Source organism: Mycobacterium sp. 134 (assembly GCF_048282715.1).
Taxonomy (GTDB): domain Bacteria; phylum Actinomycetota; class Actinomycetes; order Mycobacteriales; family Mycobacteriaceae; genus Mycobacterium; species Mycobacterium septicum.
Genome location: NZ_JBLVUN010000008.1, coordinates 1,803,773 through 1,828,320, shown reverse-complemented (window position 1 = coordinate 1,828,320; position 24,548 = coordinate 1,803,773). Strand labels below are relative to the sequence as shown.

Genomic DNA, 24,548 nt, shown 5'->3' with positions numbered 1-24,548 from the left:
TCGTTCTCCCGTGGCTTGTGATCTGGGTGGGGCGAAGCTATGCGCCTGCTATGTGTTCGTCGCACGTTGAGTCAGGTCGTAGATGGTGACGTCGTCGACGGCGATCGGGTTGTAGTGGGCCTGTACCCATTCCGCGATCTCGGTGGCCGCCTGGCTGCCGCTCGGGGTGTGTCCGCCGAAGCCGCCAGCCATGATGTGGGAACGGATGAAGAAGTGGATCGCACCGTCGTCGACCAGCTGCTGAAACTCCTGAAGCGTCGGCGCCGGATCGGTGCCGTTGAAACCGCCGACGGCCATTACCGGTACACGGGTGGCCAATTGGTATCCCGCGGCATTCGACGAACCCACCACGGCCGCCGCCCATTGGTAACGGCCGGCGTCGGCGGCCAGGGTCGCGGTCAAGGTCGGCCCCGGCTCAGGAGCTCCGAACAGTCCGCCGAACCCTCCGCCGCGCGACGGGCCGACGGACGGTATCGCCCCGTTGTGCGGGCTGGCCGCTGTGGCGATCGAGTATGCGGCCGGGCCCGCCAGACAGGCGGCGATGGCCAGCGCCGCGGTCGCCCGCACCATCGGGCGGTCCAACCGCGCGACCACGAGCAGGAGAACCGCCGCACCAACCCCGACCACCGCCACCGCACCCCGCAGCCACGGATACGGATCGTCGTTGCGGGCCAGCAGTACCGCCGCCAGGATCGCGGTGACCAGCACCGCGCCCGACATCGCCGTGGCGGCACGGATATCGGCCCGGTGCCGCCACAGCAGCGTGGCGCCGACCCCGATCACCGCGCCGATCGCAGGGGCGAGAGCCACGGTGTAATAGGGATGCACGATGCCGTTCATGAAGCTGAACACCACCGCGGTGACCAACAGCCAGCCGCCCCACAGGATCAGAGCTGCACGGGTCAGGTCGGTGCGGGCAGCCCGGCGGGTCAGGTAGAGGCCGGCCGCCAGGCAGATCAGGGCTGCCGGCAGCAGCCAGGCGATGTCGGCGCCCATCTGCGATCCGAACAACCGGCCAGGTCCCACGTCGAAGTTGAGGTTGCCCAGACCACCCGTCTCATCCCCGGTCAGTCGCCCCAAACCGTTGTAGCCCAAAGCCAATTCGACGATGCTGTCGTTCTGCGAACCACCGATGTACGGTCGCGCCGAGCTCGGCCACAGCTCCACCAGCACCAGATACCAGCCACCGCTGAGGACCATGGCGGCCCCGGCCGTGACGACATCGAGCACACGCCGGCCCAGTGGACGGTCACCGGCGATCAGGGCCGCCCCGACGAAGGCGGGCAGCACCAGGAAGGCCTGCAGCATCTTGGCCAGGAACCCGAAGCCGACCGCGGCTCCCGCGGCGACGAACCACCAACGGCTGGCATCCTTTTCGATTCCGCGCTGAATGCAGTACGCCGCCGTTACGAGCAGCAGCACCAGGAGTGCGTCGGGATTGTTGAACCGGAAGATCAACGCGGCCACCGGAGTCAGCGCCAGAACCGCGCCGGCCAACAGACCGGACCATGGGCCGGCCGCCCGGCGCACCGCGGCGTAGAGCACCGCGACGGCGCCGACCCCCATCAGCGCCTGCGGCACCAGCACGCTCCACGAGCTCAGCCCGAACAGGCGTACCGAGATGTCGATGACCCACAGTGCCGCGGGCGTCTTGTCCACGGTGATGGCGTTGCCCGCGTCGCTGGACCCGAAGAGCATCGCGGTCCAGTTCTCGGCCCCGGCCTGCGCCGCGGCCGAGTAGAACGCATTCGCCCACCCACTGCTCGACAGGTTCCACAGGTAGAGCAGGGCGGTGCCAGCCAACAGCAGACCGAGGGCCACCCGGTGCGAACAGACGGAGAATCGCATTGCCTGCGCGGTTTTTGTGCGAGTCTGCGTCTTCTCGACAGAGAGAGCCCCGGCAGGGAGAGCGAGCGTCACTACTTCATGTTTGCCGCCGCCGCTAGGTGCCCGATTGGTCCGTCCTGTGGGTGCCCTGTGAGCTCATCCCGGGCAGGTGCACCACGAACTCGGTCGACCCGGCAGTACTGGTCACTCCGATGGTGCCGCCGTGTGCCTTGACCACCGCGGCGACGATCGCCAGGCCCAGCCCGGTGCTGCCCTCGCGCCGTGAGCGCGACGAATCGCCGCGGGCGAACCGTTCGAACACGTCAGGCAGGAGCGCCGGCGAAATACCCGGGCCGTCGTCGGCGACGGTGATCAGCACCGCATCCGTGACGGATTTCAGCGATACCGTTACCGAGGTGCCTGTTGGAGTGTGGGTCCGGGCGTTGGCCAGCAGATTCGCCAGCACCTGATGAAGTCTGGCCTCATCGCCCTCGACCAGCACCGGGTCATCGGGCAGGTCCAGCGACCACTTGTGATCCGGGCCTGCGATGTGCGCGTCGCTGACCGTGTCGACCACGAGCCGGGACAGATCGACGCTGTCCCGCTCCAACGGCCGCCCGGCGTCGAGACGGGCCAGCAACAGCATGTCCTCGACCAGTTGCGTCATCCGGGTCGTCTCGGACTCCACCCGGTTCATCGCATGGGCCACATCAGGAGGCAGGTCGTCACGCTTGCGCTGGGCCAGCTCGGTGTAGCCGCGGATCGCGGCCAGCGGTGTCCTCAACTCGTGGCTGGCGTCGGCGACGAACTGGCGCACCCGGGTCTCACTGGCGTGCCGGGCCGAGAGCGCACTGGCGATGCGGTCGAGCATCCGGTTCAGCGAGGTGCCGAGCTGACCGACCTCGGTGTGGGCGCTGGCCGGGTCCACCGGGACGATCGGCGTGGGCAACTCCACCTCGCCACGGTCGAGCTCGAGATCGGCCACCTTCCGCGCCGCAGCCGAAACCCTTGACAGCGGGGCGAGTTGACGCCGGATGATCAGGGTGCCCGCGGTCGTCGCGGCGATCAGCGCGATGGCCGCCAGCACACAGAACATTCCGAGCACCCACAGCAGGGTGTCGTCGACGATCGCGGTCGGCAGGCCCGTCACGATGGTCTGGGGGCCGCCGTGGCGCGAATGCAGGCCGATCAGCCGGTACCGGCCCAGCCCGTCGAGCTCAACGGTTTCGGGGATCCGGTTCGGCGGGATCTGGGAAAGCTGTTCGGCCGCAGCGCCACTGACCTCGACCCGCTCCCCTTCGGCGGTGATCACACCCGCGTCCACGGGCCGGTTCGGCGCCACCACGGCCCCGACCGTGCGCGCGGCCTGCCCCGGTGCGTTGAGAAATCCGGGACCCGGCCCCTCCTCCGGGTCGAAGGGGAAGCGATGGTGACCGTGTATCCCCGGCGGCGGCGGGGATCCCGGCGGAGGAGGCGGTAGGTCGAAGATGGCTGCCGAACGCCGGCCCGCCTCGATCAGTTGATCGTCGAGCTGGTTCATCAGAAACCGTTGCAGCGCAAACTCTGTCGCCACCCCGATGCTGGCGCACACCACGGCCAGGAGTGCCACCTGGGTGACCACCAGGCGGGCGCGCAGCGACCAGGTCCGCGGTGACCACCACCGAGTGGTGCTTGCGGTCCCGGCCGTCACCTCAGCGCGCGGGCCGGAGGACATAACCCGCACCGCGCAGCGTGTGGATCATCGGTTCCCGCCCGCTGTCGATCTTCTTGCGCAGATACGAGACATACAGCTCGACGATGTTGGACCGGCCGCCGAAGTCGTAACTCCACACCCGGTCCAGGATCTGAGCCTTGCTCAACACCCGCTTGGCGTTGCGCATCATGAACCGCAGGAGTTCGAACTCGGTGGCGGTCAGCGTGATCGGGTCACCACCGCGGGTGACCTCATGACTGTCCTCGTCGAGCACCAGATCCCCGACGACGATCTTGGCGCCACCGTCCTCGCTGGTCACCCCGGTGCGCCGGAGCAGCGCCCGCAACCGCAGCACCACTTCCTCCAGGCTGAACGGCTTGGTGACGTAGTCGTCGCCGCCCGCGGTGAGTCCGGCGATGCGGTCCTCGACCGAATCCTTGGCGGTCAGCAGCAGCAAGGGCAGGCCGGGGATCTGTTCGCGCAGCTTTCGCAGGACGTCCAGACCACTCATATCGGGCAGCATCACATCGAGGACGACCACATCCGGCGGGTTCTCCCGGGCCGCGGCGATCGCACTCGCGCCATCCCCCGCGGTCGCGATGTCCCAGCCCTCGTAGCGCAGCGCCATCGACACCAGTTCGGCCAGTACCGGCTCGTCGTCGACCACCAGGACCTGGATCGGGTTGCCGTCGGCACGCCGCATGACGGCGCGCCCGGACTCTGAATCGGTGCCGTTGGTGGTCATACTCACGCAGTCATTATTCGTCGCGCCAATAGGCCCAGACTGTGTCCTGTCTATGCGCAAGCTGTGAAAGACCGCCATATCCCACGCTGAGGGGCTACACAGCCGACTCACAGACAACACCTGCACCGTGGACCGCATGAGCTTCCGACACACGGCCGCTGCGCTGGGCATTGCGGCGGCGATTGCCGGGCTCGGGGGCGCGGCGGTGTACGCCGCCACCGACAGCCAGGGCCCAGGACACGGCGGCGGGCCACCCAATGCGGAAGGCGGCCCCCCACCGTGGATGGACGGCCCACGCGACCGGCCCGCACCGGCCACGCTCCACAGCGAGGCCGTGCTGGCCGACCACGACGGGGCCGGCTACTCCACTGAATTGACCCAGAACGGCACGATCACCGAACTGACGGCAACCTCGGTCACGGTGCGCAGCAACGACGGGTTCACGCAGAGCTACGTTCTGCCCGCCTCCGTCACGCCCTCGTTCGGCGTCGACGACCGGGTCCAGATCAAGGCCACCCGCGGCGGGCCGGCGTCGACCGCCGAGCCGACCGTCACCAGCATCGGCGAAGCGCCGAACCCCCGACGCTAGTTGCCATAGCCGTCGGGCAGTTCGACCTTCACCGTGGGTTTCGCGAATGAGGTTTCCAGCTCAGCGGGAGCCGTTGTCTTCGTTACGGTTTCGCCGACGTTGACCGCCGGCACCGCCCCACTGCTGGGCGCCACGGCCATCGTCGTGCCGAATGCCCCCATCGCCACCAGTGCGATCGCTCCCACACCGGCCATCACGTAGTTGGTCCGCTTGTTGCGTTCGTCTCCTGTCACACCGACCTGCCTACCGCGAACCGACGGGCGAGAAAACCAGCCGCCCGCCGGCCCGGCGGCGAGATCAGCCACGATCAGTGCGGTGTGGCAAACCCGGGCGGAGTCGTCGCCGAAACCGTCGGTGAGGCCTCGGACGTCTCAGGAGCACTCGGCGCAGTCGTGTCGGTGACGGTCTGCCCTGTGGTGATGGCCGGGGGTTCGACCCGCTGCTGGGCTCCGATGTGGCCGCCGCCCATCCCTACACCGATCACGGCCGTGGCTAACCCGCCGACGGCTCCGAGCCCGGCGGCGATGAACTTCAGATTTCGCTGATTGTTTCCCTGTGCGCTACTCAATGCGCTCACCTCCACAGCGTCGTATAACCGCTGCGGCCGGAGGTGAAACCGTTACCCGGAGCCTCGCCCGGCCATCAATGCGTGACGGCGAACCCGGACGGCGGCGTGTAGCCCCTCATCGCAGGCACGGCCATCGACACCTCCGGCGCTGTCGGCGGCGTCGTCTCCGTGCTGGTCTGGCCGACGTTCATGTGGGATCCGGACGCCAGCGCCGGAGAGCCGGCCCCGGCACCGTCCGAGATGGCACCGACGACTCCCAGTCCCACCACTGCCGCACCACCGGCGACCGCAGCGATCACTTTCACATTCTTGAGCCCGCTGACCTTCATGTATTTCAGTGAACCCCTGATTTCTATGCCAGGGCTGTGGCTCCACTGTCAGTTACCCGCCGAGTGCGGGCGCGCCGAAACATCACATCGCGCACTGACCGGATTCCGGTTCCCGGCTGCTTTACCCTGTCTGGCATGCAGCCGTGGGCAGGAACAACCGGATGACGCGCTTTCTGGCGCGCCGGCTGCTCAACTACATCGTGTTGCTGGCCCTGGCATCGTTCCTGACGTTCACGCTGACGTCTCTGAACTTCAAACCCCTCGACAGCCTCGAGCAGCGCAATCCACGGCCCCCGCAGTCCGCGATCGACGCCAAAGCCGCTGAACTCGGCCTCGACCAGCCCATTCCGCTGCGCTACGCGAACTGGGCCGCGGGCGCGGTCCGCGGCGACTTCGGCACCACGGTGACCGGTCAGCCGGTGGGCGACGAGTTGTGGAGGCGCATCGGGGTGACGCTGCGGTTGCTCGTCATCGGCGCGATATCGGGCGCCGTGATCGGCGTGGTGGTCGGGGCCTGGGGTGCGATCCGCCAATACCGGCTCTCGGACCGCGTGATCACCGTGTTGTCCCTGCTGGTGATCAGCACGCCGTCGTTCGTGATCGCCAACATGCTGATCCTGGCCGCCCTCAACGTGAACTCCGTACTGGGCGTGCAGATCTTCGAGTACACGGGGGAAACCGCGCCGGTGCCCGTCGGCGGCGCCTGGGACCAATTCGTCGACCGGCTACAGCACCTCGTGTTGCCGACGTTCACGCTGGCGCTGATGGCCATCGCCGGCTACAGCCGCTACCAGCGCAACGCGATGCTCGACGTGCTCGGCCAGGACTTCATCCGCACCGCGCGCGCCAAAGGGCTGACCCGACGGCACGCCCTGTTCAAGCACGGGCTGCGAACCGCACTCATCCCGATGGCCACCCTGTTCGCCTACGGCGTGGCGGGGCTGGTGACCGGATCGGTGTTCGTCGAGAAGATCTTCGGCTGGCACGGCATGGGCGAATGGGTGGTGCAGGGCATCGCCACCCAGGACACCAACATCATCGCGGCCATAACGGTGTTCACCGGCACCGTGATCCTGGTTGCCGGCCTGCTCTCCGACGTCATCTACGCGATGCTGGACCCGAGGGTGAGAGTCGCATGACCCAGACCTCCGCCCCCACCGGTGATGCCGCCGCGGCCCGCTCGGGTCTGCACACCGAGGAATTCGCCACCAGGCGCACCCTGGTGTTCCGGCGGTTCCTGCGCAACTGGCCCGCCGTTGTTTCGCTGGCACTGCTCGTGATCATGTTCGTGGCCTGCTACGCGCTGCCGTCGGTGCTGCCCTACAGCTATTCGGACCTCGACTACTACGCGCTGCAGGAGCCGCCGTCGGTCGACCACTGGTTCGGCACCAACGCACTCGGGCAGGACATCTTCGCCCAAACCTTGCGCGGCATGCAGAAATCCATGCTGATCGGTGTCTGCGTGGCGTTCATCTCGACCGTCATCGCCGCCACGGTCGGCTCGGTGGCCGGATACTTCGGCGGCTGGCGCGATCGCACGCTCATGTGGATCGTCGACGTGCTGCTGGTGGTGCCCAGCTTCATCCTGATCGCGATCGTCACGCCGCGGTTGAGCCAGTCCGACCGGGTGTTCTGGCTGATCGTGCTGCTCTCGGCGTTCAGCTGGATGATCAGTTCGCGCATCGTGCGCGGGATGACCCTGAGCCTGCGGGAACGCGAATTCGTGTTGGCTGCCCGCTATATGGGTGTCAGCAGCTGGCGCATCATCGTGCGCCACATCCTGCCCAACGTGGCATCCATCCTGATCATCGACACCGCGCTCAACGTCGGGGTGGCGATCCTGTCCGAAACCGGTTTGAGCTACCTGGGATTCGGTATCCAAGCGCCGGACGTATCGCTGGGCACGCTGATCGCCGACGGCACCAAATCCGCCACCACGTTCCCCTGGGTGTTCCTGTTCCCGGCCGGGGTGCTGGTGCTGATCATCCTGTGCGCCAACCTGATCGGTGACGGTCTGCGGGACGCACTCGACCCGGGCAGCGGCCGGCTGCGCCGGCGGAAGAGAGCCCGCCGATGACCCGCCTCCTCGAAGTATCCAATCTGACGGTGGACTTCCCCACCGACGCCGACGCGGTACACGCGGTGCGCGGCCTGAACTTTCACGTCGACGCCGGCGAGGTGGTCGCGCTCGTCGGCGAATCCGGTGCCGGGAAATCCGCCAGCGCCATGGCCGTGGTCGGGCTGCTGCCCGAATTCGCCGAGGTGTCCGGGTCGGTACGGTTGCGCGGCCAGGAACTGGTCGGCTTGTCCGACGCGCAGATGTCACAGGTGCGGGGCAACACCATCGGCACGGTGTTCCAGGACCCGATGTCCGCCCTCACCCCGGTCTACACCGTGGGCGACCAGATCGCCGAGGCCCTCACCGTCCACAACCGCGACCTGGGCAGGCGCGCGGCCCGTACCCGGGCGGTCGAGCTGCTCGAGCTGGTGGGCATCGCCCAGCCCGAGCAGCGCGCCCGGGCCTTCCCGCACGAGTTGTCCGGCGGTGAACGCCAGCGGGTGGTCATCGCGATCGCCATCGCCAACGACCCCGATCTGCTGATCTGCGACGAGCCCACCACCGCCCTCGACGTCACGGTGCAGGCACAGATTCTCGAAGTGCTCAAGACCGCGCGCGACGTCACCGGCGCCGGCGTGCTGATCATCACCCACGATCTCGGTGTGGTGGCCGAATTCGCCGACCGGGCCATGGTGATGTACGCCGGGCGGGCGGTCGAGGACGCCCCGGTGGCCCAGCTGTACGAGAAGGCCCGGATGCCTTACACCGTCGGCCTGCTCGGCTCGGTGCCACGGCTGGATGCCCCGCAGGGCACCCGCCTGGTGCCGATCCCCGGTGCACCGCCGTCGCTCACCACGACACCACACGGTTGCCCGTTCGCCCCCCGCTGCCCGCTGGCGATCGACGAATGCGAGGCCGCCGAACCCGAGCTGATCGAGTTGGCGCCGGGCCACGATGCCGCCTGCATCCGCACCGACCAGGTCAGCGGGCGCAGCGCCGCTGAGATCTACCAGGTGGCCGGCACCGGCGCTGCCGCCCCCGAGGCCCAGCCCGCCGAGGCCGACGTGGTGCTGCGGGTGCGCAACCTGTCCAAGACCTACAAGCTGACCAAAGGGGTGGTGCTGCGCAGGCAGGTCGGTGAGGTCCGGGCCGTCGACGACGTCAGCTTCGACCTGCGCAGCGGCCGGACGCTCGGCATCGTCGGCGAGTCCGGGTCGGGCAAGTCCACCACCCTGCACCAGATCCTGAATCTGTCTGCCCCGCAATCGGGTTCGATCGAAGTGCTCGGATCCGACGTGGCCACCCTGAACCGCAAGACGCGCCGCGCCCTGCGCACCGACCTTCAGGTGGTGTTCCAGGATCCGGTGGCGTCACTGGACCCACGGCTACCGGTATCGGATGTGTTGGCAGAGCCGTTGACCGCCAATGGTTTCGACAAACCGCGGATCGACGAGCGAGTGGCCGAGCTGCTCGAGTTGGTGGGCCTGCGCCGCGCCGACGCCGGCCGCTATCCGGCCGAGTTCTCCGGCGGGCAGAAACAGCGCATCGGGATCGCCCGCGCCCTGGCTCTGCAGCCCAAGATCATCGCCCTCGACGAACCGGTCTCCGCGCTGGACGTCTCCATCCAGGCCGGGATCATCAACCTGCTGCTGGACCTGCAGGACCAGTTCGGCCTGGCCTACCTGTTCGTTTCCCACGATCTTTCGGTGGTCAAGCACCTGGCCCACGATGTCGCGGTGATGTACAAGGGCGCGGTCGTCGAACAGGGCTCCGGCGACGAGGTGTTCGCCAGCCCACAGCACGCCTACACCCGCAAGTTGCTGGCCGCGGTTCCGCAACCAAAGCCCGTCAACGGTTAGGTATTGCCGCATGCACCGGTGTCGGCATCTAGCATCGACGGGGTGAACGGGTTCAAAGGGTTCAAGTTCCAGCGTTTCGCCGTCGTCGCAGCCGTCACCGCCCTGGCCCTGGCCGGATGTTCGGGCGGCGATCGGGAAGCCCCGTCGGCCGGCGGCAACGCCGAGCTCGGTAGCACCAACGACATCAATCCACAGGATGTCGCGAACCTGCGCCAGGGCGGCAACCTGCGCCTGGCACTGACGGAGTTCCCGTCGAACTTCAACCCCCTGCACCTGGACGGCAACACCGGCGACGTCGGCGCGCTCACCAGGCCCACGTTGCCGCGCACGTTCGTGATCGCCGCCGACGGATCGGCGACGGTCAACACCGACTACTTCACCAATGTCGAACTGACGGGCACCAACCCCCAGGTGGTCACCTACACCATCAACCCCAAGGCCGTGTGGACCGACGGCACGCCGATCACCTGGGAGGACATCAAGTCCCAGTCCGAGGCCAACAGCGGCAAGAACCCGGCGTTCGTCATCGCCGCACCCAACGGCTTCGAGCGGGTGGCCTCGGTGACCCGCGGCGTCGACGACCGCCAGGCCGTGATGACCTTCGCCAAGCCGTATGCGGACTGGAAGGGCATGTTCGCGGGCAACGGCCGGCTGCTCCCCAAGAGCATGACCGCCACCCCCGAGGCGTTCAACAAGGCTCAACTCACGCAACCCGGGCCGTCGGCGGGGCCGTTCATGGTCTCCAACATCGACCGGGGTGCCCAGCGGATCACGATGAGCCGCAACCCCAAATGGTGGGGCGCCCCGCCGCTGCTCGACACCATCACCTACCTGGTACTCGACGACGCAGCGCGCATCCCCGCGCTGCAGAACAACACCATCGACGCCACGGGCACAGCGTCATTGGACGAACTGACCATCGCGCGCAAGACGGCGGGGATCAGCATCCGTCGGGCACCGTCGGCCAGCTGGTACCACCTGACCTTCAACGGCGCGCCCGGCTCGATCCTGGCCGACCCGGCGCTGCGCAGCGCGGTGGCCAAGGGCATCGACCGGCAGGCGCTGGCCAACATCACCCAGCGGGGTCTCACCGACAATCCGGTGCCGCTGAACAACCACATCTTCGTCGCGGGCCAGCAGGGCTACCAGGACAACGCCGCGTCGGTGGCGTTCGACCCCGAGAAGGCGAAGGCCGAACTGGACGCCCTGGGCTGGAAAGTGCCTGAGGGACGGCAGTTCCGGGAGAAGGACGGCAAGGAACTCGTCATCCGCAATGTGTTCTACGACGCGGGCAGCACCCGGCAGGTGGCCCAGATCGCGCAGAACATGCTCGGCCAGATCGGGGTGAACCTGAAGCTCGACACCAAGCCCGGCACCGGGTTCTTCACCAACTACATCATCAAGGGCGACTTCGACATCGCTCAGTTCGCCTTCCTCGGCGACGCTTTCCCACTGAGCTCGCTGACCCAGATCTACGCGCAGGACGGGGCCAGTAACTTCGGCAAGATCGGCAGCCCGGAGATCGACGCCAAGATCGAGCAGACGCTGGAAGAACTGGACCCGGTCAAGGCGCGCACGCTGGCCAACGAGCTCGACCAGATGCTGTTCGAAGAGGTGTTCAGCCTGCCGCTGTTCCAGTCACCCGGAAACGTCGCGGTGCGCAGCAACCTGGCCAACTTCGGGGCTCCCGGCCTGGCCGACACCGACTACACGAAGGTCGGGTTCGTCAAGTAATTTCGAGTCTCAGATCGCCGATCCGCGGTTGGGCGGCGGCGGCACAATCAGGCGGTCATCACACTCGCGACGCCGACACCCGTCCGCCAGCGGGATCGCCGAAGCAGGGTCGGCGACAAACGCCCGGTACTCGCTGTCGTCGATCGCGTAATACTCCGTGTAATCAGCGATCTGGAGGCTCACCGGTATCGACAGGTAATGGCCACCGGTGGTCGTATCGACCCCCAGCGAGAACCAATGCTCCCGATAGACGTGCGTCGTTTCGAAGCGCTTGGCGCTCATCGAGTTCCCCCATCGCCGGAGTGGCGCCCTGGCGAAAGTGCGGTCGGCAGCGCCGTCTCCACGACCGTGGCGACCGAGATCGCGGATACCGCCACCCGGACGACGGGACGCGCAGGCAGGGCGTCCAACTCGGCGGCAGTGGCCGAAAGTTGTTCGGCCACACCGTCACGTACCGCGCGGATCACCGCGAACGCAGCACGCTCGCGGGTGTCGATCACGCTGTGTACCACCGTCGGCATCCGAACCAGCACGGCCCCGGGCACCAGCGCCGCGATCCGCTCCGCCACAGCCGGTGGTGTGGTCAGATCCCGTCCACCGGACAGCACGACGGTGGGCCAGTGGAACTCCGGTAACTCAGCGAGCAGGTCGAAGGGCTCGGCCTCGAACGGTTCGTAGAACTTCGCACTTCCGATCATGTCGGCCATCTCCAGCGCGGGATCCAGCGGCAGGCCATCGGGCACCCCGGCGTAGTTCAACTCGCGGAACGCGATCCGCCCGACCAGATCTACCTCGTTACGGTACGGCGCTTTTCGCGTCGAGAGCCGACTCAGCCGGGCCAGCCCCGACCACACCACCGTTCGCCCGCGGAGCAGCAGATCGAGTTGGCGGTCCAGCAGTGCGGCTCCGCCCAGCCCGTACAGCAGGCCGGCCAGTTCTCCCCCTTTGGTGGCCAAAGCCCCATCGGCCACCAGGCGTCGCACCTTGGGCGCCAGGTCCGCGGTCTCCGGGTCCGTGCCCTCCCACAGCAGCCCGCGGATGGCACTGCGTATCGCTTCGATATCGGCGGTGGACAGCAGCGGGGAGTCCAGCACCATCGCTGCGACCCGGTCGGGATGACGAACCCCGAAACCGGCGGCGATGTAGCTCCCGTACGAGGTGCCGTACAGCACTGCCTCGTGTACACCCGCGTCATCGAGCACCGCGGCGATGTCGTCGACCACCTGCTCGACGGTGATGGCCGCGGGCGGCAGATCGGCGCCCGCATCGGTGTGCCGCGACATCCCGATACCCCGGTGCTCGATCATGATCACGTCGAATCCGGCCGCGGTCGCACGTCTGCGGAGCGCACGGTAGGGCTGGATCGACGCGACGCCGGGGCCTCCCGGAATGATCACCACCGGGTGCGCAGACTTGCGGCCGGCCCGCACGTAGAACAGGTCGAACAGCTCGTCGGAACCGGGACTGACCGGGCGTCGCACGGCCCGCACCCCCGGTAGCGCGGCAAGCTTGTCGTGCGCGCGCCGACGCTTGGCGTTCATCGTCATTGCGCTCCATTGTGCCGCGCAACGCTCAGATCAGATAGATGGCGAAGACCGCCCCGAACAGCACCACCAGCCACCCGTCGGTGGCCAGTTTGAGCCACCGCGGCGCGGTCCGGACCTCCATGAACTGCCGGATGATCAAGCGGGACTTGATCAGCGTCAGCGCGAGCACCAGCGCGGTGATCGGCACACTGGCCCGCAGGGCGTCCGAGTACTGGGCCGGCGCCAACCACCAGGATCCGACGGTGATGGCGACCAGCACCAGCCACGTCTGGGTCACAGCCTTGTCGGTCATGGTCACCTCACCACGTAGAGCAGGCCGAAGATGATCACCCAGAGCAGGTCGACCATGTGCCAGTAGACCGCGCCCGCCTCCACCACCGACGCCCGGCGCCGCGACGGATTGCGCAACTCCCGCACGATCACGCCCAGCACGATGAGCCCGATCAGCACGTGGATCAGGTGCACACCGGTCAGGACGTAGTAGAACGAGTAGAACATCTCGGAGTTGGTGTGCCCGGCCCGGATCTTGACCACCCACTCATAACCCTTGCAGGCCATGAACATCAGGCCGCCGATACCACCGGCGTAGGTCAACCGGATCGCCGCTTCGTGACGTCCGGCCCTGATGGCCAGCACCGCGCGGGCCACCAGCCACGAACTGGTCAACAGGATAACCGTGTTGGCGACACCGACGGTGATATCGAGATGCTGCTGGGCACGTAGGAATTCGTCCGGGCGCATGGTCCGGTAGATCATGAAGATGATGAAGTAGCCACCGAAGATGACCAGATCGCCGAGCACCATCACCCACATGTGCCCGTCACCCGGCAGGTGGGCCGGCGTCGTCTTCGTCGGTGAATTTGATTGTTTCAGAACAGGATTGGTCGACATTTACTCACTCCAGTCCCGGTTCTTCGACTGCCTCACGCATCGCGGCCTGCCGCAGCAGGACGATGAGAGCCGACAGCCAGACGGAGAAGACGACCACGGCCAACCAGAAGGCGATCGAGCCGTTCCATGCGAACGGCCCCGACGGGAACACGAACATCTGGGTGGCGATCACTTCGGTGATGATCTGCCAGATGGTCACGTAGGCGAACCAGGCCGGGAAGACATCGTTCTTGTCGTAGAGGATCGCGATCGCCAACACCAGATAGGCGGCCGTGAAGCAGCCCAACGAGCCGTTGTAGGACAGCATTCCGAGGTCGTACAGAAGGCTGATCAGTTCCGGGTCACGGTCCGGCCGGAAGGCCGCGGTGAGGAAACAAACCGACACCAGCAGGAATCCGGGCACCGCTCCGACACCCATGCCGCCGATGTAGCCGTAGGCGAACACCGACCCCACCGACATACGTTTGATCTGGTAGGCGACCAGCCCGTTGGTCATCGCCGCACCGCCCAGCAGAATCAGCAGCAGGCAGAAGCCGATCTTGATGGTCAGGCCGTGCTCGGTGAAGAACGCCACCTTGTCGGCCGCGGTGACATCGGGCCGCGGTGGCGGCGTCACCCGGGTCAGGATGCAGATGATGACGCCGAAAGCCCCGTACCAGATAGGGAAGAACCAGGTCATCAACCGCACATCGGGCTTGCCCGGTGGCGCTTTCGTCATTGTCGTCACGCGGCAGTGCCCTTTGGTGAGCCCCCTGCTACTCCGTCTTGAATGGCCTGGCTGATCACCGCACGGCGCAGCACGAAGAACATCACCACGACGAAGACGGCGAAGGCGCCGTTGCGCAACCAGAAGGTCAGCACGCCGTCCCAGGCCAGCGGCCCGGTCTGGAAGACCGCCGCGCCGGCGGCCGGGATCATCGCCACCGCAGTCGCCAGCGAGTAGTGCCCTACCCAGCGGGGAAACACCGGGGCGGGCCCGTTGTCGAAGTACACCGCGACCGCGAGCAGCGCGAACTGCGACACCACCATCCCCACCGGGGCGACGAACACGATCCAGGCCAGGTCGTTGAGCAGCATGATCAGCTCGGGATTGCGGTCTGGACGAAACGCGGCCACCAGGAAGAAGACATTGGACAGCGCGAAGATGGTGGCGCCACTGACCACCGCGGTGAGATAGCAGTAGGCGAACACATGGCTCTGGGTCTTCATGCGCTTCATCTGGACCACGATCACCATGAAGAACGGCAGGATCAGGATCCCGCAGAGGTTGAACGTCACCTGGCTGAACCGGATCCACGCGGTGTGATCGGCGTAGAACTCGGCGACCTGTTGCGCGTTCCAGGTCGGCGCCATCGGCGGCCAGAAGCCGGGAAACGCCAGCATCGCCGCCAGCAGCACCGCGCCGACGACGGGCCCGGTCCACAGGCTCACCCACTGGGCCTTGATGTTTCCGGCTTTCGGCAGGTCTTGTACCTGCTCCAGGATCTGCACGCCAACCTCCAAAAACTGACTTAAGTCAGAACTGTCTGCCCTCGAAACCGTAATGGCAGTGGGGATGAAAGGAAAGAGCAATACTGAGTACAGTCAGTTTGTCGATGTCGTAGCATCGGGCCGTGCTCACTGGACCGCCGCGCAGCCGCAAGGGTCTGCAGACGCGGGAACGGCTGTTGGGCGCCGCGATCTCCGAGTTCAAGCACGACGGCATGGCCGCGGCCGATACCGCTGCGATCGCGTCGGCCGCGGGTGTCGCCCACGGCACCTTCTTCTTCCACTTCCCCACCAAGGAACACGTCCTGGTGGAATTGGAACACCGCGAGCAACTCCGCATGGCCACCGAGCTCGGCCGGATCTTCGCCACGCCACACGACGTGCGCACCACCCTGACCGAATCCGTCCGCGTCCTCGAGAAACTCGAACGACGCCTGGGTGGCCGCTTGTTCAAAGATTTTCTCGCCCTGCACTTTTCCACCACGCGGCCGCCATCGGAGGAATGGGCCCGTCACCCCGTGATCGTCGCCGTGGTCGAGGAACTGCAACGGGCGCAGGAGCGCGGCGAGATCCCGGCCGAAGTGGACGTGATGTACAACGGCGTGTCGTTCCTTGTCGGGCTCTACGCGTTGCTGATCACCATCCCGGACGCGGTCGAGGTCCGGGCCCCGGTGCTCGCCGAATACCTGACCACGTATCTGTACGGCTTGCGGGTCGTCCAGACGGCTTAGGTTCGGGCTGATCCAAACGCGTGCCCTCCGATAGCCGGTGCAGATACAAACGGTGCCATGACCACCGTCGAGAACGTGACCCGTGTTTTGCCCGGTACACCGGAATGGGATGACCTGCTGGCTTCGATCGCCGCAGGTGCCAAGGACCGCGACCTCAACGACGAGAACCCGTTCGACCAGGTCGCCGCGCTCAAGCGCGCGGGGTTCGGCACCCTGCGTCTGCCCGAGTCCCTCGGTGGGGCCGGATTCACTGTGCCGCAGCTGTTCTCCGCTGTGATCGACGTGGCCAAGGCCGATCCCATTGTGGCCCACATCTTCCGCACCCACTTCTGGTTCACTGAGGAGCGGCTGCGCAGCGCCGACGATCCGGTGTCCAGGCACTGGCTGGGCAAGATCGCCCAGGGAAAGATCTTCGGCAACGCCTTCAGCGAGAAGGGTTCACTGGCGGTGGGGAGCCTGGTGTTCAACACCCGGCTCCTGGCCGACAGCGCGAACCCGGGCGCGTTCCGGCTGACCGGTGAGAAGTACTACAGCACCGGCACCCTGTTCTCGGACTATCTGACCGTCACCGCCACCACCGATCACGACTCGGTGGCCAACGTCCTGGTTCCCACCGACCGCGAGGGAGTACGGCTCGTCGACGATTGGGACGGCTTCGGCCAGCGCCGCACCGGAACCGGCACCACGACGTTCACCGACGTCGCGGTGGCCGCCGACGAGATACTCACCGACACCCCGTATGACGCCGAAGCGGTGCCGACCGTGCAGTACGCCTCGCTGCAGTTGTTCATCCACGCGGTGGTCGCCGGAATCCTGGCCAATGTCGTCGACGACGGCGTGGCGCTGCTGCGCTCCCGGGAACGCAACTTCAGCCATGCCGTCACCGAGCGGCCCACCGACGATCCCCTGCTGCAGCGCCAACTCGGGGTTCTCGCCAGCACGGCCTACGTGGCGCGGGCCGCGGTGCTCGATGCGGCGGCAGCGATCGGGGCCGCCACCGATTCGGCGGTCGACGGGGTTCCCGATACGAAGCTCGCCGCGGTGCCCGATTCGCGGCTCGCCGCGGTGCCCGATTCGCGGCTCGCCGCGGTGCCCGATTCGCGGCTCGCCGCGGTGCCCGATTCGCGGCTCGCCGCGGTGCCCGATTCGCGGCTCGCCGCGGAAGCCCAGCTCAAGGTCGCCAAGGTCAAAGTGCACCTCGACGACGTCGCCCCCGAAGCCGCCACCCGGCTGCTGGAACTCGGTGGGGCCAGCGCGGCCTCCCGGCAGCGCAACCTGGATCGGCACTGGCGCAATATTCGGACGATCACGTTGCACAACCCGGTGGCCTACAAGGCGCGGGTGATCGGCCAGAACCTGTTGCACGGCACGCCCGTTCCGGCCAACGCGTACTTCTAGACAGGCCCGAGCATGGCGGCGCGCACACAGTCACGCAGCCAGCGGTGCGCGCCGTCGGCGTCGAAGCGCGGGTGCCAGGCCATACTGAGCACCAGCGGTGGGAGCTGGAGCGGGATCTCGAAGGTGCGCAGGCCGAACGTCGCGATCGCCCGCGCGCCGATCACCGCGGGCAGCATGCCGACCAGGTCGCTGCCCTGGATCAGGAACAGTCCACCGGCGGGGTTCGGCACGCATGCGACGACCCGGCGACGCAGTCCGTGCTCGGCCAGCAGGTCGTCTACCGGTCCGCGCAGCCGACCCCTGCGAGAGAACACCACATGCTCGGCATCGGAGAACCGGCGCAGCGTGACGCGCTTGTCCGCAAGTTCATGACCCTCCCGCACCACGCCCACCAATCGCTCATCGATCAGGTGCTCGATGAGCGTCTCCGGTTCGGTACGGCGGATCTGACCGATCTCGATGTCCACCGAGCCGTCGCGCAACGAGTGGGTGTCCTCGTGGCTCTCCCCCACGAATCTGACTGTGACGCCCGGCGCTTGGTCGTGTATGCGAGCCAGTAAGCGCGGGCCGCAGGTGCTGAACAGGCCTTCCCCGAGCTGAATCGAGAAGGTCCGCTGCAGGTTCGGCAGATCCGGGACGTCCGGCGGCGTGAACACCGCCCTGGCCTGCGCCACGATGTCGTGCACGCGACCCTGCATCGCCAGTGCCCTTGGCGTCGGGACCATTTCACGACCGGCCCGCACCAACACCGGATCCCCCAACGCGCGCCGCAAGCGCGCCAGGGTCCGGCTCATCGCCGGCGCCGAGGTGTGCAGCCGCTGCGCCGCGCCGCCGACGCTGCGTTCGTCGAGCAACGCGTCGAGGGCGAGCAGCAGGTTGAGGTCGAGATTCGGCTCCATCTTCAATTCCATTTCTGATAACTATTGCTTACCAAACATGCACTGGAAGGCAATCCAGAACGAGAATACCGTGAACCGCATGACAAGTACCCTGACCAGCGATTCGGTCGCCACTGTCCTGCAACGTCTTCTGTCGGCTGAACAGGACGGTGACCCGGCCGCATTCGCCGCGGTCGGCGAGTTCCCCCTGGAGTGCGGCGCGGCCGAGCGTGCCGAACTGTTCAAAGACGTCTACATGTCGGTCTCCGCAAGCGGGGGCGAGCTGCTGTACCTGCTCGCCCGTGCCGTGGGTGCCCGCACGGTCGTCGAGTACGGCACGTCATTCGGGGTCTCGACGATCTATCTCGCCAGCGCCGTGCGCGACAACGGCGGTGGGACAGTGGTCGGGACCGAACTGCAGCCCGACAAAGCCGCTGCGGCACAACGGAACTTCGAGTCCGCGGGGCTCGACGACGTGATCGATCTTCGGATCGGCGACGCCAGGGACACACTGTCCGCACTTTCGGGCCCGGTGGATCTGGTTCTGCTCGACGGCTGGCCCGAGCTGGCGCTGCCCGTGCTCAAGATTCTCGAGCCGCGGCTACGTACCGGCGCCCTGGTCCTGATCGACGACGTGAACCACGATTTCGGCAACGACGCACACGGCGCATTGCTGCGCTACCTGGCCGAATCCAGCGACTACCTGTCGGTGACACTTCCTGTCGGCGATGGGATCGAAGCCTGCATTCGGTTGACCTGAAGCTCAGCCCGCGATCAACTCGGCCGCCTTCTCTCCGACCAGCACACTGGGCGCGTGCGTGTGGCCACGGATGAGCGTCGGCATCACCGATGCGTCGGCGACCCGCAACGCCTCGATTCCCCGGACTCGTAGTTGCGGGTCGACCACGCTGCCCTCGTCGGTTCCCATGCGGCAGGTGCCGACGGGGTGATACAGCGTGTGTGACACTGAATTGATTGCCCGCGTGAATGTTTCGTCGTCCAGATCGGCCGCGTCGAGTGGCCTGGCCACCTTGCCAACCACATTCGCCAGTGCCGGCGCCCGCGCGATATCGGCGGTTATCCGCAGGCCTGCCATCAGTGCGGCGCGGTCGGCTTCGTCGCTCAGGTAGCGCGGGTCGATGATCGGTTTGTCCGTCGGATCGGCCGACCGCAGCGTGATGGTGCCCTGGCTGCGGGGCTTGAGCAGGATGGGGCCCATCACGACGGCGTGACCGTACGGGTCACCGATACCCTCGTCGAAGAAGGGGGCCGGGGCGAAGATCAGTTCGAGGTCAGGGAGATCCAGTTCCGGACGGCTCCGGACGAATCCGTACGCCTCGCCGACGTTGGAGGTCAGCATGCCCCGGCGGCGAGCCAGATAGTTGACCAGTTCGAGCGGCTTCTCGGCGGCGAACAGGCTGTCGTCACGGACGTCGAACCCCAGCGGAACCACCAGGTGGTCGAGGAGATTGGTGCCGACGGCGGGCGCGTGCCGGGTCACCTCGATCCCGTGGCGCGCAAGCTGGTCCCGGTCTCCGATTCCCGACAGCATCAGCAGGTGCGGGGAATTGATCGCGCCCCCGCACAGGATGACCTCGCGGCGCGCCGTCACCACATCCCGAACACCGCCCCTGTCGAACTCGAGGCCGATGGCCCGATTGCCCGCGAAGACGATCCGCGTCGCGGTGGCCTCGGTGAGCAGTTCGAGATTGCGCCGCCGCAGCGCGGGCTTGAGGTACGCGTCGGCGGTGCTCCACCGGGCGCCGCGGCGCTGGGTGACCCTGGTCTCGCAGAAGCCGTCGTGTCCACACTCCTTGGCCGCGGCCAGCCACGCCGCCGTCGAACTGCGCGGGCTGCGCTGCGCCTCGATCGCCAGCGGCCCGGCCTCGATCCGCTTCAGGTACTTTTCCAGGCCGGCGTAGTTCCAGTCCGCGCCGGCATGTTCGCCCCACTCGTCGTAATCGGCGGGGAAGCCCGGGACCCACATCATCGCGTTCATCGACGACGAGCCGCCGAGTGTTTTGCCACGCGGCCAATAGATCTGGCGGCCGTCGAGTTCCGGTTGCGGCTCGGTCAGGTAGTCCCAGTCGACCTCGCTGCGGAACAGCTTGGAGAATGCCGCCGGGATGTGGATGAACTTGTTGCGATCGCGCGGCCCGGCTTCCAGCGCCAGCACCGACACATCCGGTCGTGCACTCAGCCGGTTCGCCAGGACCGCGCCTGCCGAACCGGTCCCCACCACGATGTAGTCAGCCTCCACGTGGCGGAGTGTATGGCCCTGCACGGCCACGTGCGGCTAATTCGATGTGGCGGTCAGTTCGATGTGGTGTGCGCCGGCGACGCTGGCGTAGCGGTCTGGGCTGCAGGTCAACACGATGACCTGTCCGTCTCCACCGACCGCGTCGAACACCGCGCCCATCTTGGTCAGCCGGTCCGGATCGGTGAAGCCGAGCGCGTCGTCGATGATGACGGGCACGCTGTCCTCCTTGGCCACCATCGTGGCACCGGCCAACCGCGCGACGATGGCCAACTGCTCCTTGGCCCCGCCGGACAGCGATTCGTACGGAACCGTCCGACCGGACAGCGTGCGGGTCCTGATGTTGAGATCACTGTCGACATCGACCTCGAAATCCTCACCGAACACGAGCCGGCCCAGCCGCTGCACCTCGAGGCGGAACGGATCGGCGTACCGCTGCCGGGTGGCGTCACGGTGGCGCGCCATCACCGACCGCAGCGTCTCGGCCGCGCGGGCCCGACGGTGCACCCGTAGATACTCGGCATGGGCGTGCTCGCGTTCGGTCTCGGCGGCATCGAGATGCCCCTTGCGGCCCTGCGTGCCGTACACCTTCAGTTGCGCGGCCACCTCCCGCAACCCCTCGACCGCAGCCTCGTGACGGGTATTGAGCAGTTCCGCGCGGCGCACCGCTTCGTCGAGCGCGGCCTTCACCGAATCCGGTTCAGTCGCCGACAATTCGGTCCGCAGCGCGGCCACCCGGCTCGCGGTGGCGGCGGCCTCCTCGTGGGCGGCCTGCGCCTGCACCGCCAACTCGTCATCGCCGGTTTGGGCGCGCTGGACTTCGAGCCGGCCGCCGGCCACCGTCAGCTCGGCCTGCGCCGTGGTGAGCTTGTCGCGCAGCACGCTGCAGCGGGTCGACTTCTCCGACAGCTTCTTGGCCGCCGCGACGATCACCTTGCGGCTGGTCTCACTGTCGGCCACCGCTCGGCGGTGCGCCCCCACCGCGGCTTCGAGTTCGGTTCGGGCGCCGGCGGTATCGGTGGGCCCGACCAGCTCGAACAGGCCGGCCTCATCGGGCTGGTCGGCTTGCAGCTGTGTCAGCCGTGATCGCAGATCCGCCAACGCATCGTCACCGGTGAGGGCTTCTACCGTGGCGCGCAACCGATCCCGGCCACCGAGCAGCTCCCGGCGACGGGCGTCCAGGACACGCGCGCCATCCACATCGTCTACCCCGGCTGCGGCCAGCGCGGCGATCAGCGCGGTCTGTGCCTCGTCGAGACGGGCCTGCGTCTGAGCGGCCGGCGTGCCAGGCACCACGCGCACCGTGAGCACCCCGGGCACGTCGATCTCGGTGTCGGCGGTGGTGTTGACCGACCACGGTTGCCCCGCTTCCAGGGACACCTGCACCTCGTCCACCCGGACATCGAAGTCGGACACCGCCACGAGTTCGATTCGCGCGGAGGCGAGTTCCGCCTGTCCCGCGGCACGTTCCACCGCTACCGCGGCGGTCTCGATGGCCCGCAGCCCCGCATCGTCGAGGGTGATCTCGGCGAGTTCGCGGTCGACCCGGTCGAGTTCACGCGCACCGGCGTCGATCTTGCCCAGCCGGGTGGCCAGCCGGTCGGCCTCGTCACGATCCGTCATCCGCGTCAGCGTCGTGCGGGCCGTCTCGACCCGGGTTTCGTGCTCCTGCGCTGCCACCCGCGCCTCTTCGGCTGCCACCTCGGCTGCCTCGTGAACCTCACGGGCCGTGGCGGTTTCGCCGTCGGCCACAGCCAGCGCCGCCTGCAATTCGGTGATCGTGGTGGCGCGCTCGTCGAGCTCGGCGCGCAGCCGCCGGCGTTCGGTGAGCGCAGCGGCCGATGCGGTCCGGGCCACCCGGGCGGCCTCGGCGACCACCTCGGCCTCCTTGAGCCGCTGGACCAGTGCGGCGACCGCATCGGCGGCCTTGCGGGCGGCCGCCAGGCCGGCCTGGGCCTGTTCGCGTTGGCCGGAGGCACCGGTGACCTCGGCGGTGAGCTCGGCGTGCCGGCGCACTGCGTCATCGACCTCGGCCACAGCGGCGGCGCACTGCGCCACCTCGCCCTCGGCGGCGGCGAGCCGCTTGGTCACCGCCGCCCACTCGCCGGTCGGCCGGCCGGTGGCGGTGAAGTAGCGCAGATACTCCGCATCGATCCGCTCGATCAGCAGCGGCTCGTCCCCGGAGAGCGCGACCGCCTCGCCCGCGGCCACATCCAGCGCGCGGGCCAGCGCATCCGACCCCGACAGGTCGACCGGTGCCGTCGAGCTCGACTGCAGCACCCGCTGGGCCTGCCACAGATTGGTGTCCACGGTCTCGGCGAGCATGCCCAGCACTCGCTCGTGCGCTTCGTCGCCGCTGAGCTGCTCGCGGACCGGCGCCAGCACCGTCAGCTGGGTCTCGGCACGCTTGTGAAAGCGCTTGCGGTACATGAACCGGTAAGGGCCGGTGGAGATTTCGGCCATCACCTCGGCACCGACATCGGCGTGGGTGGGCTTGACCTGCTTGACTTCCTTCTTGCCCGAGCGGTCCTTGGCCTCGAGCAGCAGATCCAGCGCCTCGATCATCGAGGACTTGCCGATCTCATTGGCGCCGCTGACGACCACCACACCGTGATCGGGGAATTCGATCTCGCGGTGGGTGATGCCGCGGTAGTTGGTCAGGACCAGGCGGTGCAGCTTCATGCCGCACTCCCCCGGTCGACCAGGCGCAGCAGAAGCCCCAGCGCGGCCCGCGCGTCGTCGGCCCCGGGGCCGTCGGTGCGGGCGGTGGCCACCAACTCGTCCACCGCGGCTGCGGCGAAACCGCCGATTCCCAGGTCGTCGAACTCACCGTCGGCGGGCAGGACCGCGATCTCGGTGTGCCGCTCCCACAACGTCAGCGCGGCGAACAGCCGGGCGTAGCGGTCCAGGCAGGCATCCAACGCGGCCTTGTCCGTCACCGTCAGCGAGCCCGTCAGTGCCAGGCGCACCACGGTGCGTTCCTTGTCCTCCAACAGATCCAGATTCAGGTCCAGATCGGCCACGTCGCGGTCGGTGTCCACCTCACGGCGCAGCGTGATGAACCGCCAGCGGCCCACGCGTTCGGAGTCGACCCGGACGCCGCGGTGCGGATCGGTCTCGTCGATCTCGACCAGCAGTACATGCCCCGGATCGGATTCGATGTCGTCGTAGTTCGTCACCTCGGGTGAGCCCGAGTACCAGACCCGGCCGGTCGACCCGACCTCGGTGCGGGAGTGCTTGTCTCCCAATGCCACATAGTGAACCGCGCCCCGCGCCAGGGCGTCTTCGACGGCGGCCAGCCGGATCAGCGACGGCTTGTCCTTGTCCGGATCGAGGATGTCGACGCCGCCGTGGCCGACGACCACGCGGGTGACGCCGTCGGCGGGCAGATCGGCCAGCACGTCCCCGATCAGATCCGAGGTGGGCGCCTTGGAGCGCCACGGCGCCGCGACGATCTCCAGCCCCGGCCGCACCTCGTGCACGCCCGCACGATCGAGGACGACGACGTTGTCCGGGCATTCGGCGGTGAACAGCGCACTGGTGTAGATCGACGCGGCATCGAGCGGGTCATGGTTACCGGGCAGCAGATACACGGGCACGCCGATGGCACGCATGGCCTCCAGCGACAAGCTGACCTCACGGGGGGCCAACTGGTTGTGCTCGAACACGTCCCCGGACACCACGACGAACTCCGCGCCCGATGCGGCGGCCACCGGGCCCAGGGCCGCGACGGCCTCCCGGCGCGACGCCGAGTAGCGGGGCTGGGCCTCCCCGTCGCCGGCACTGAGGAAATGACGGGTCATGCCGAGTTGCCAGTCGGCGGTGTGCAGAAAACGCATCGGCCCCGTCCCTTCTGTGTCCGTTCCCCGTGGGTTCATCCCGGAAGCAAGGCGAGTCTAAAACCGGGGGCCGACAAGTCCGGGGACCTGCGGCGGCATGGCCCCGGTTTGCCGAT

Annotated in this window: 23 protein-coding genes and 2 pseudogenes; 9 read left to right on the top strand and 16 right to left on the bottom strand. The window is 67.5% G+C overall.

Annotated elements, in window-relative coordinates:
* Positions 1 to 48: 48 nt before the first annotated feature.
* From ACNQVK_RS13560 to ACNQVK_RS13550, 3 genes are all read right to left on the bottom strand, one after another.
* Positions 49 to 1,848: a glycosyltransferase family 39 protein gene (locus tag ACNQVK_RS13560; RefSeq protein WP_418029925.1), complete on the bottom strand. Its 1,800-nt coding sequence runs from the start codon at positions 1,846 to 1,848 to the stop codon at positions 49 to 51.
* 94 nt (positions 1,849 to 1,942) lie between these two features.
* Complete coding sequence (locus tag ACNQVK_RS13555; protein ID WP_418029924.1) at positions 1,943 to 3,541, bottom strand: sensor histidine kinase; 1,599 nt, start codon at positions 3,539 to 3,541, stop codon at positions 1,943 to 1,945.
* On the bottom strand, positions 3,519 to 4,223 hold the full coding sequence (locus ACNQVK_RS13550) for a response regulator transcription factor (protein ID WP_164481193.1): 705 nt from the start codon (positions 4,221 to 4,223) through the stop codon (positions 3,519 to 3,521). Before ACNQVK_RS13550 ends, ACNQVK_RS13555 begins: the two co-directional genes overlap by 23 nt.
* A gap of 178 nt (positions 4,224 to 4,401) precedes the next feature.
* Here ACNQVK_RS13550 and ACNQVK_RS13545 point away from each other — a divergent pair, with 178 nt between their 5' ends.
* Complete coding sequence (locus ACNQVK_RS13545; RefSeq protein WP_418029923.1) at positions 4,402 to 4,854, top strand: hypothetical protein; 453 nt, start codon at positions 4,402 to 4,404, stop codon at positions 4,852 to 4,854.
* Here ACNQVK_RS13545 and ACNQVK_RS13540 read toward each other — a convergent pair.
* The 3 genes from ACNQVK_RS13540 to ACNQVK_RS13530 all read right to left on the bottom strand — a co-directional run bounded on the left by ACNQVK_RS13540 (position 4,851) and on the right by ACNQVK_RS13530 (position 5,751).
* Positions 4,851 to 5,087 (bottom strand): hypothetical protein, encoded by a 237-nt coding sequence (locus ACNQVK_RS13540; RefSeq protein ID WP_418029922.1) that lies wholly within the window; start codon positions 5,085 to 5,087, stop codon positions 4,851 to 4,853. The genes ACNQVK_RS13545 and ACNQVK_RS13540 overlap by 4 nt on opposite strands.
* A gap of 74 nt (positions 5,088 to 5,161) precedes the next feature.
* Positions 5,162 to 5,431: a hypothetical protein gene (locus tag ACNQVK_RS13535; RefSeq protein WP_418029921.1), complete on the bottom strand. Its 270-nt coding sequence runs from the start codon at positions 5,429 to 5,431 to the stop codon at positions 5,162 to 5,164.
* A gap of 65 nt (positions 5,432 to 5,496) precedes the next feature.
* Positions 5,497 to 5,751: a hypothetical protein gene (locus ACNQVK_RS13530; protein WP_418029920.1), complete on the bottom strand. Its 255-nt coding sequence runs from the start codon at positions 5,749 to 5,751 to the stop codon at positions 5,497 to 5,499.
* Between the two features lie 161 nt (positions 5,752 to 5,912).
* On the opposite strand from ACNQVK_RS13530, the gene ACNQVK_RS13525 reads away from it, so the two are divergent.
* Genes ACNQVK_RS13525 through ACNQVK_RS13510 form a run of 4 tightly spaced genes read left to right on the top strand, consistent with a single transcriptional unit; the run spans position 5,913 to position 11,403 of the window.
* Positions 5,913 to 6,890: an ABC transporter permease gene (locus ACNQVK_RS13525; RefSeq protein WP_418029919.1), complete on the top strand. Its 978-nt coding sequence runs from the start codon at positions 5,913 to 5,915 to the stop codon at positions 6,888 to 6,890.
* Positions 6,887 to 7,828, top strand: coding sequence for an ABC transporter permease (locus ACNQVK_RS13520; RefSeq protein ID WP_044519675.1), 942 nt, complete (start codon positions 6,887 to 6,889; stop codon positions 7,826 to 7,828). The genes ACNQVK_RS13525 and ACNQVK_RS13520 overlap by 4 nt, the downstream gene beginning before the upstream one ends.
* A complete protein-coding gene (locus ACNQVK_RS13515; RefSeq protein ID WP_418029918.1) occupies positions 7,825 to 9,669 on the top strand; it encodes an ABC transporter ATP-binding protein in 1,845 nt (614 codons plus the stop codon). Before ACNQVK_RS13520 ends, ACNQVK_RS13515 begins: the two co-directional genes overlap by 4 nt.
* 42 nt (positions 9,670 to 9,711) lie before the next feature.
* Positions 9,712 to 11,403 carry an ABC transporter family substrate-binding protein gene (locus ACNQVK_RS13510; protein WP_418029917.1) on the top strand — a complete coding sequence of 564 codons (1,692 nt, stop codon included), beginning with the start codon at positions 9,712 to 9,714 and terminating at the stop codon, positions 11,401 to 11,403.
* Positions 11,404 to 11,412: 9 nt separating this feature from the next.
* On the opposite strand, the gene ACNQVK_RS13505 is transcribed toward ACNQVK_RS13510, so the two are convergent.
* The 6 genes from ACNQVK_RS13505 to ACNQVK_RS13480 are packed head-to-tail and all read right to left on the bottom strand — an operon-like array spanning position 11,413 to position 15,332.
* Positions 11,413 to 11,685: a hypothetical protein gene (locus ACNQVK_RS13505; RefSeq protein ID WP_418029916.1), complete on the bottom strand. Its 273-nt coding sequence runs from the start codon at positions 11,683 to 11,685 to the stop codon at positions 11,413 to 11,415.
* The gene (locus ACNQVK_RS13500; RefSeq protein WP_418029915.1) at positions 11,682 to 12,950 is read right to left on the bottom strand and encodes an alpha/beta fold hydrolase; all 1,269 of its coding nucleotides are present in this window, start codon (positions 12,948 to 12,950) and stop codon (positions 11,682 to 11,684) included. Before ACNQVK_RS13500 ends, ACNQVK_RS13505 begins: the two co-directional genes overlap by 4 nt.
* A gap of 25 nt (positions 12,951 to 12,975) precedes the next feature.
* On the bottom strand, positions 12,976 to 13,242 hold the full coding sequence (locus tag ACNQVK_RS13495) for a cytochrome C oxidase subunit IV family protein (RefSeq protein ID WP_418029914.1): 267 nt from the start codon (positions 13,240 to 13,242) through the stop codon (positions 12,976 to 12,978).
* A 2-nt stretch (positions 13,243 to 13,244) separates the two neighbouring features.
* A complete protein-coding gene (locus ACNQVK_RS13490) occupies positions 13,245 to 13,841 on the bottom strand; it encodes a cytochrome c oxidase subunit 3 (RefSeq protein WP_418029913.1) in 597 nt (198 codons plus the stop codon).
* Between the two features lie 4 nt (positions 13,842 to 13,845).
* Positions 13,846 to 14,559 carry a hypothetical protein gene (locus ACNQVK_RS13485; RefSeq protein WP_418029912.1) on the bottom strand — a complete coding sequence of 238 codons (714 nt, stop codon included), beginning with the start codon at positions 14,557 to 14,559 and terminating at the stop codon, positions 13,846 to 13,848.
* Between the two features lie 5 nt (positions 14,560 to 14,564).
* Complete coding sequence (locus tag ACNQVK_RS13480; protein WP_418029911.1) at positions 14,565 to 15,332, bottom strand: hypothetical protein; 768 nt, start codon at positions 15,330 to 15,332, stop codon at positions 14,565 to 14,567.
* 122 nt (positions 15,333 to 15,454) lie between these two features.
* Here ACNQVK_RS13480 and ACNQVK_RS13475 point away from each other — a divergent pair, with 122 nt between their 5' ends.
* From ACNQVK_RS13475 to ACNQVK_RS13465, 3 genes and pseudogenes are all read left to right on the top strand, one after another.
* The gene (locus ACNQVK_RS13475; RefSeq protein WP_418029910.1) at positions 15,455 to 16,060 is read left to right on the top strand and encodes a TetR family transcriptional regulator; all 606 of its coding nucleotides are present in this window, start codon (positions 15,455 to 15,457) and stop codon (positions 16,058 to 16,060) included.
* 57 nt (positions 16,061 to 16,117) lie between these two features.
* Positions 16,118 to 17,077, top strand: a pseudogene (locus ACNQVK_RS13470) (acyl-CoA dehydrogenase family protein); the annotation flags it as partial.
* Positions 17,078 to 17,197: 120 nt separating this feature from the next.
* A pseudogene (locus tag ACNQVK_RS13465) lies at positions 17,198 to 17,458 on the top strand (acyl-CoA dehydrogenase); the annotation flags it as partial.
* Here ACNQVK_RS13465 and ACNQVK_RS13460 read toward each other — a convergent pair.
* The gene (locus tag ACNQVK_RS13460) at positions 17,455 to 18,369 is read right to left on the bottom strand and encodes a LysR family transcriptional regulator (protein WP_418029909.1); all 915 of its coding nucleotides are present in this window, start codon (positions 18,367 to 18,369) and stop codon (positions 17,455 to 17,457) included. The pseudogene ACNQVK_RS13465 and the gene ACNQVK_RS13460 sit on opposite strands and share 4 nt — an antisense overlap.
* Before the next feature lie 67 nt (positions 18,370 to 18,436).
* Between ACNQVK_RS13460 and ACNQVK_RS13455 the strand changes: the two genes are divergently transcribed.
* A complete protein-coding gene (locus ACNQVK_RS13455; RefSeq protein WP_418029908.1) occupies positions 18,437 to 19,096 on the top strand; it encodes an O-methyltransferase in 660 nt (219 codons plus the stop codon).
* 3 nt (positions 19,097 to 19,099) lie between these two features.
* Here ACNQVK_RS13455 and ACNQVK_RS13450 read toward each other — a convergent pair whose 3' ends face one another.
* Genes ACNQVK_RS13450 through ACNQVK_RS13440 form a run of 3 tightly spaced genes read right to left on the bottom strand, consistent with a single transcriptional unit; the run spans position 19,100 to position 24,432 of the window.
* The gene (locus ACNQVK_RS13450) at positions 19,100 to 20,596 is read right to left on the bottom strand and encodes a GMC family oxidoreductase (protein ID WP_418029907.1); all 1,497 of its coding nucleotides are present in this window, start codon (positions 20,594 to 20,596) and stop codon (positions 19,100 to 19,102) included.
* Positions 20,597 to 20,632: 36 nt separating this feature from the next.
* Positions 20,633 to 23,275 carry an AAA family ATPase gene (locus ACNQVK_RS13445; RefSeq protein ID WP_418029906.1) on the bottom strand — a complete coding sequence of 881 codons (2,643 nt, stop codon included), beginning with the start codon at positions 23,273 to 23,275 and terminating at the stop codon, positions 20,633 to 20,635.
* Positions 23,272 to 24,432: a metallophosphoesterase family protein gene (locus tag ACNQVK_RS13440; protein WP_418029905.1), complete on the bottom strand. Its 1,161-nt coding sequence runs from the start codon at positions 24,430 to 24,432 to the stop codon at positions 23,272 to 23,274. The genes ACNQVK_RS13445 and ACNQVK_RS13440 overlap by 4 nt, the downstream gene beginning before the upstream one ends.
* Positions 24,433 to 24,548 lie beyond the last annotated feature (116 nt).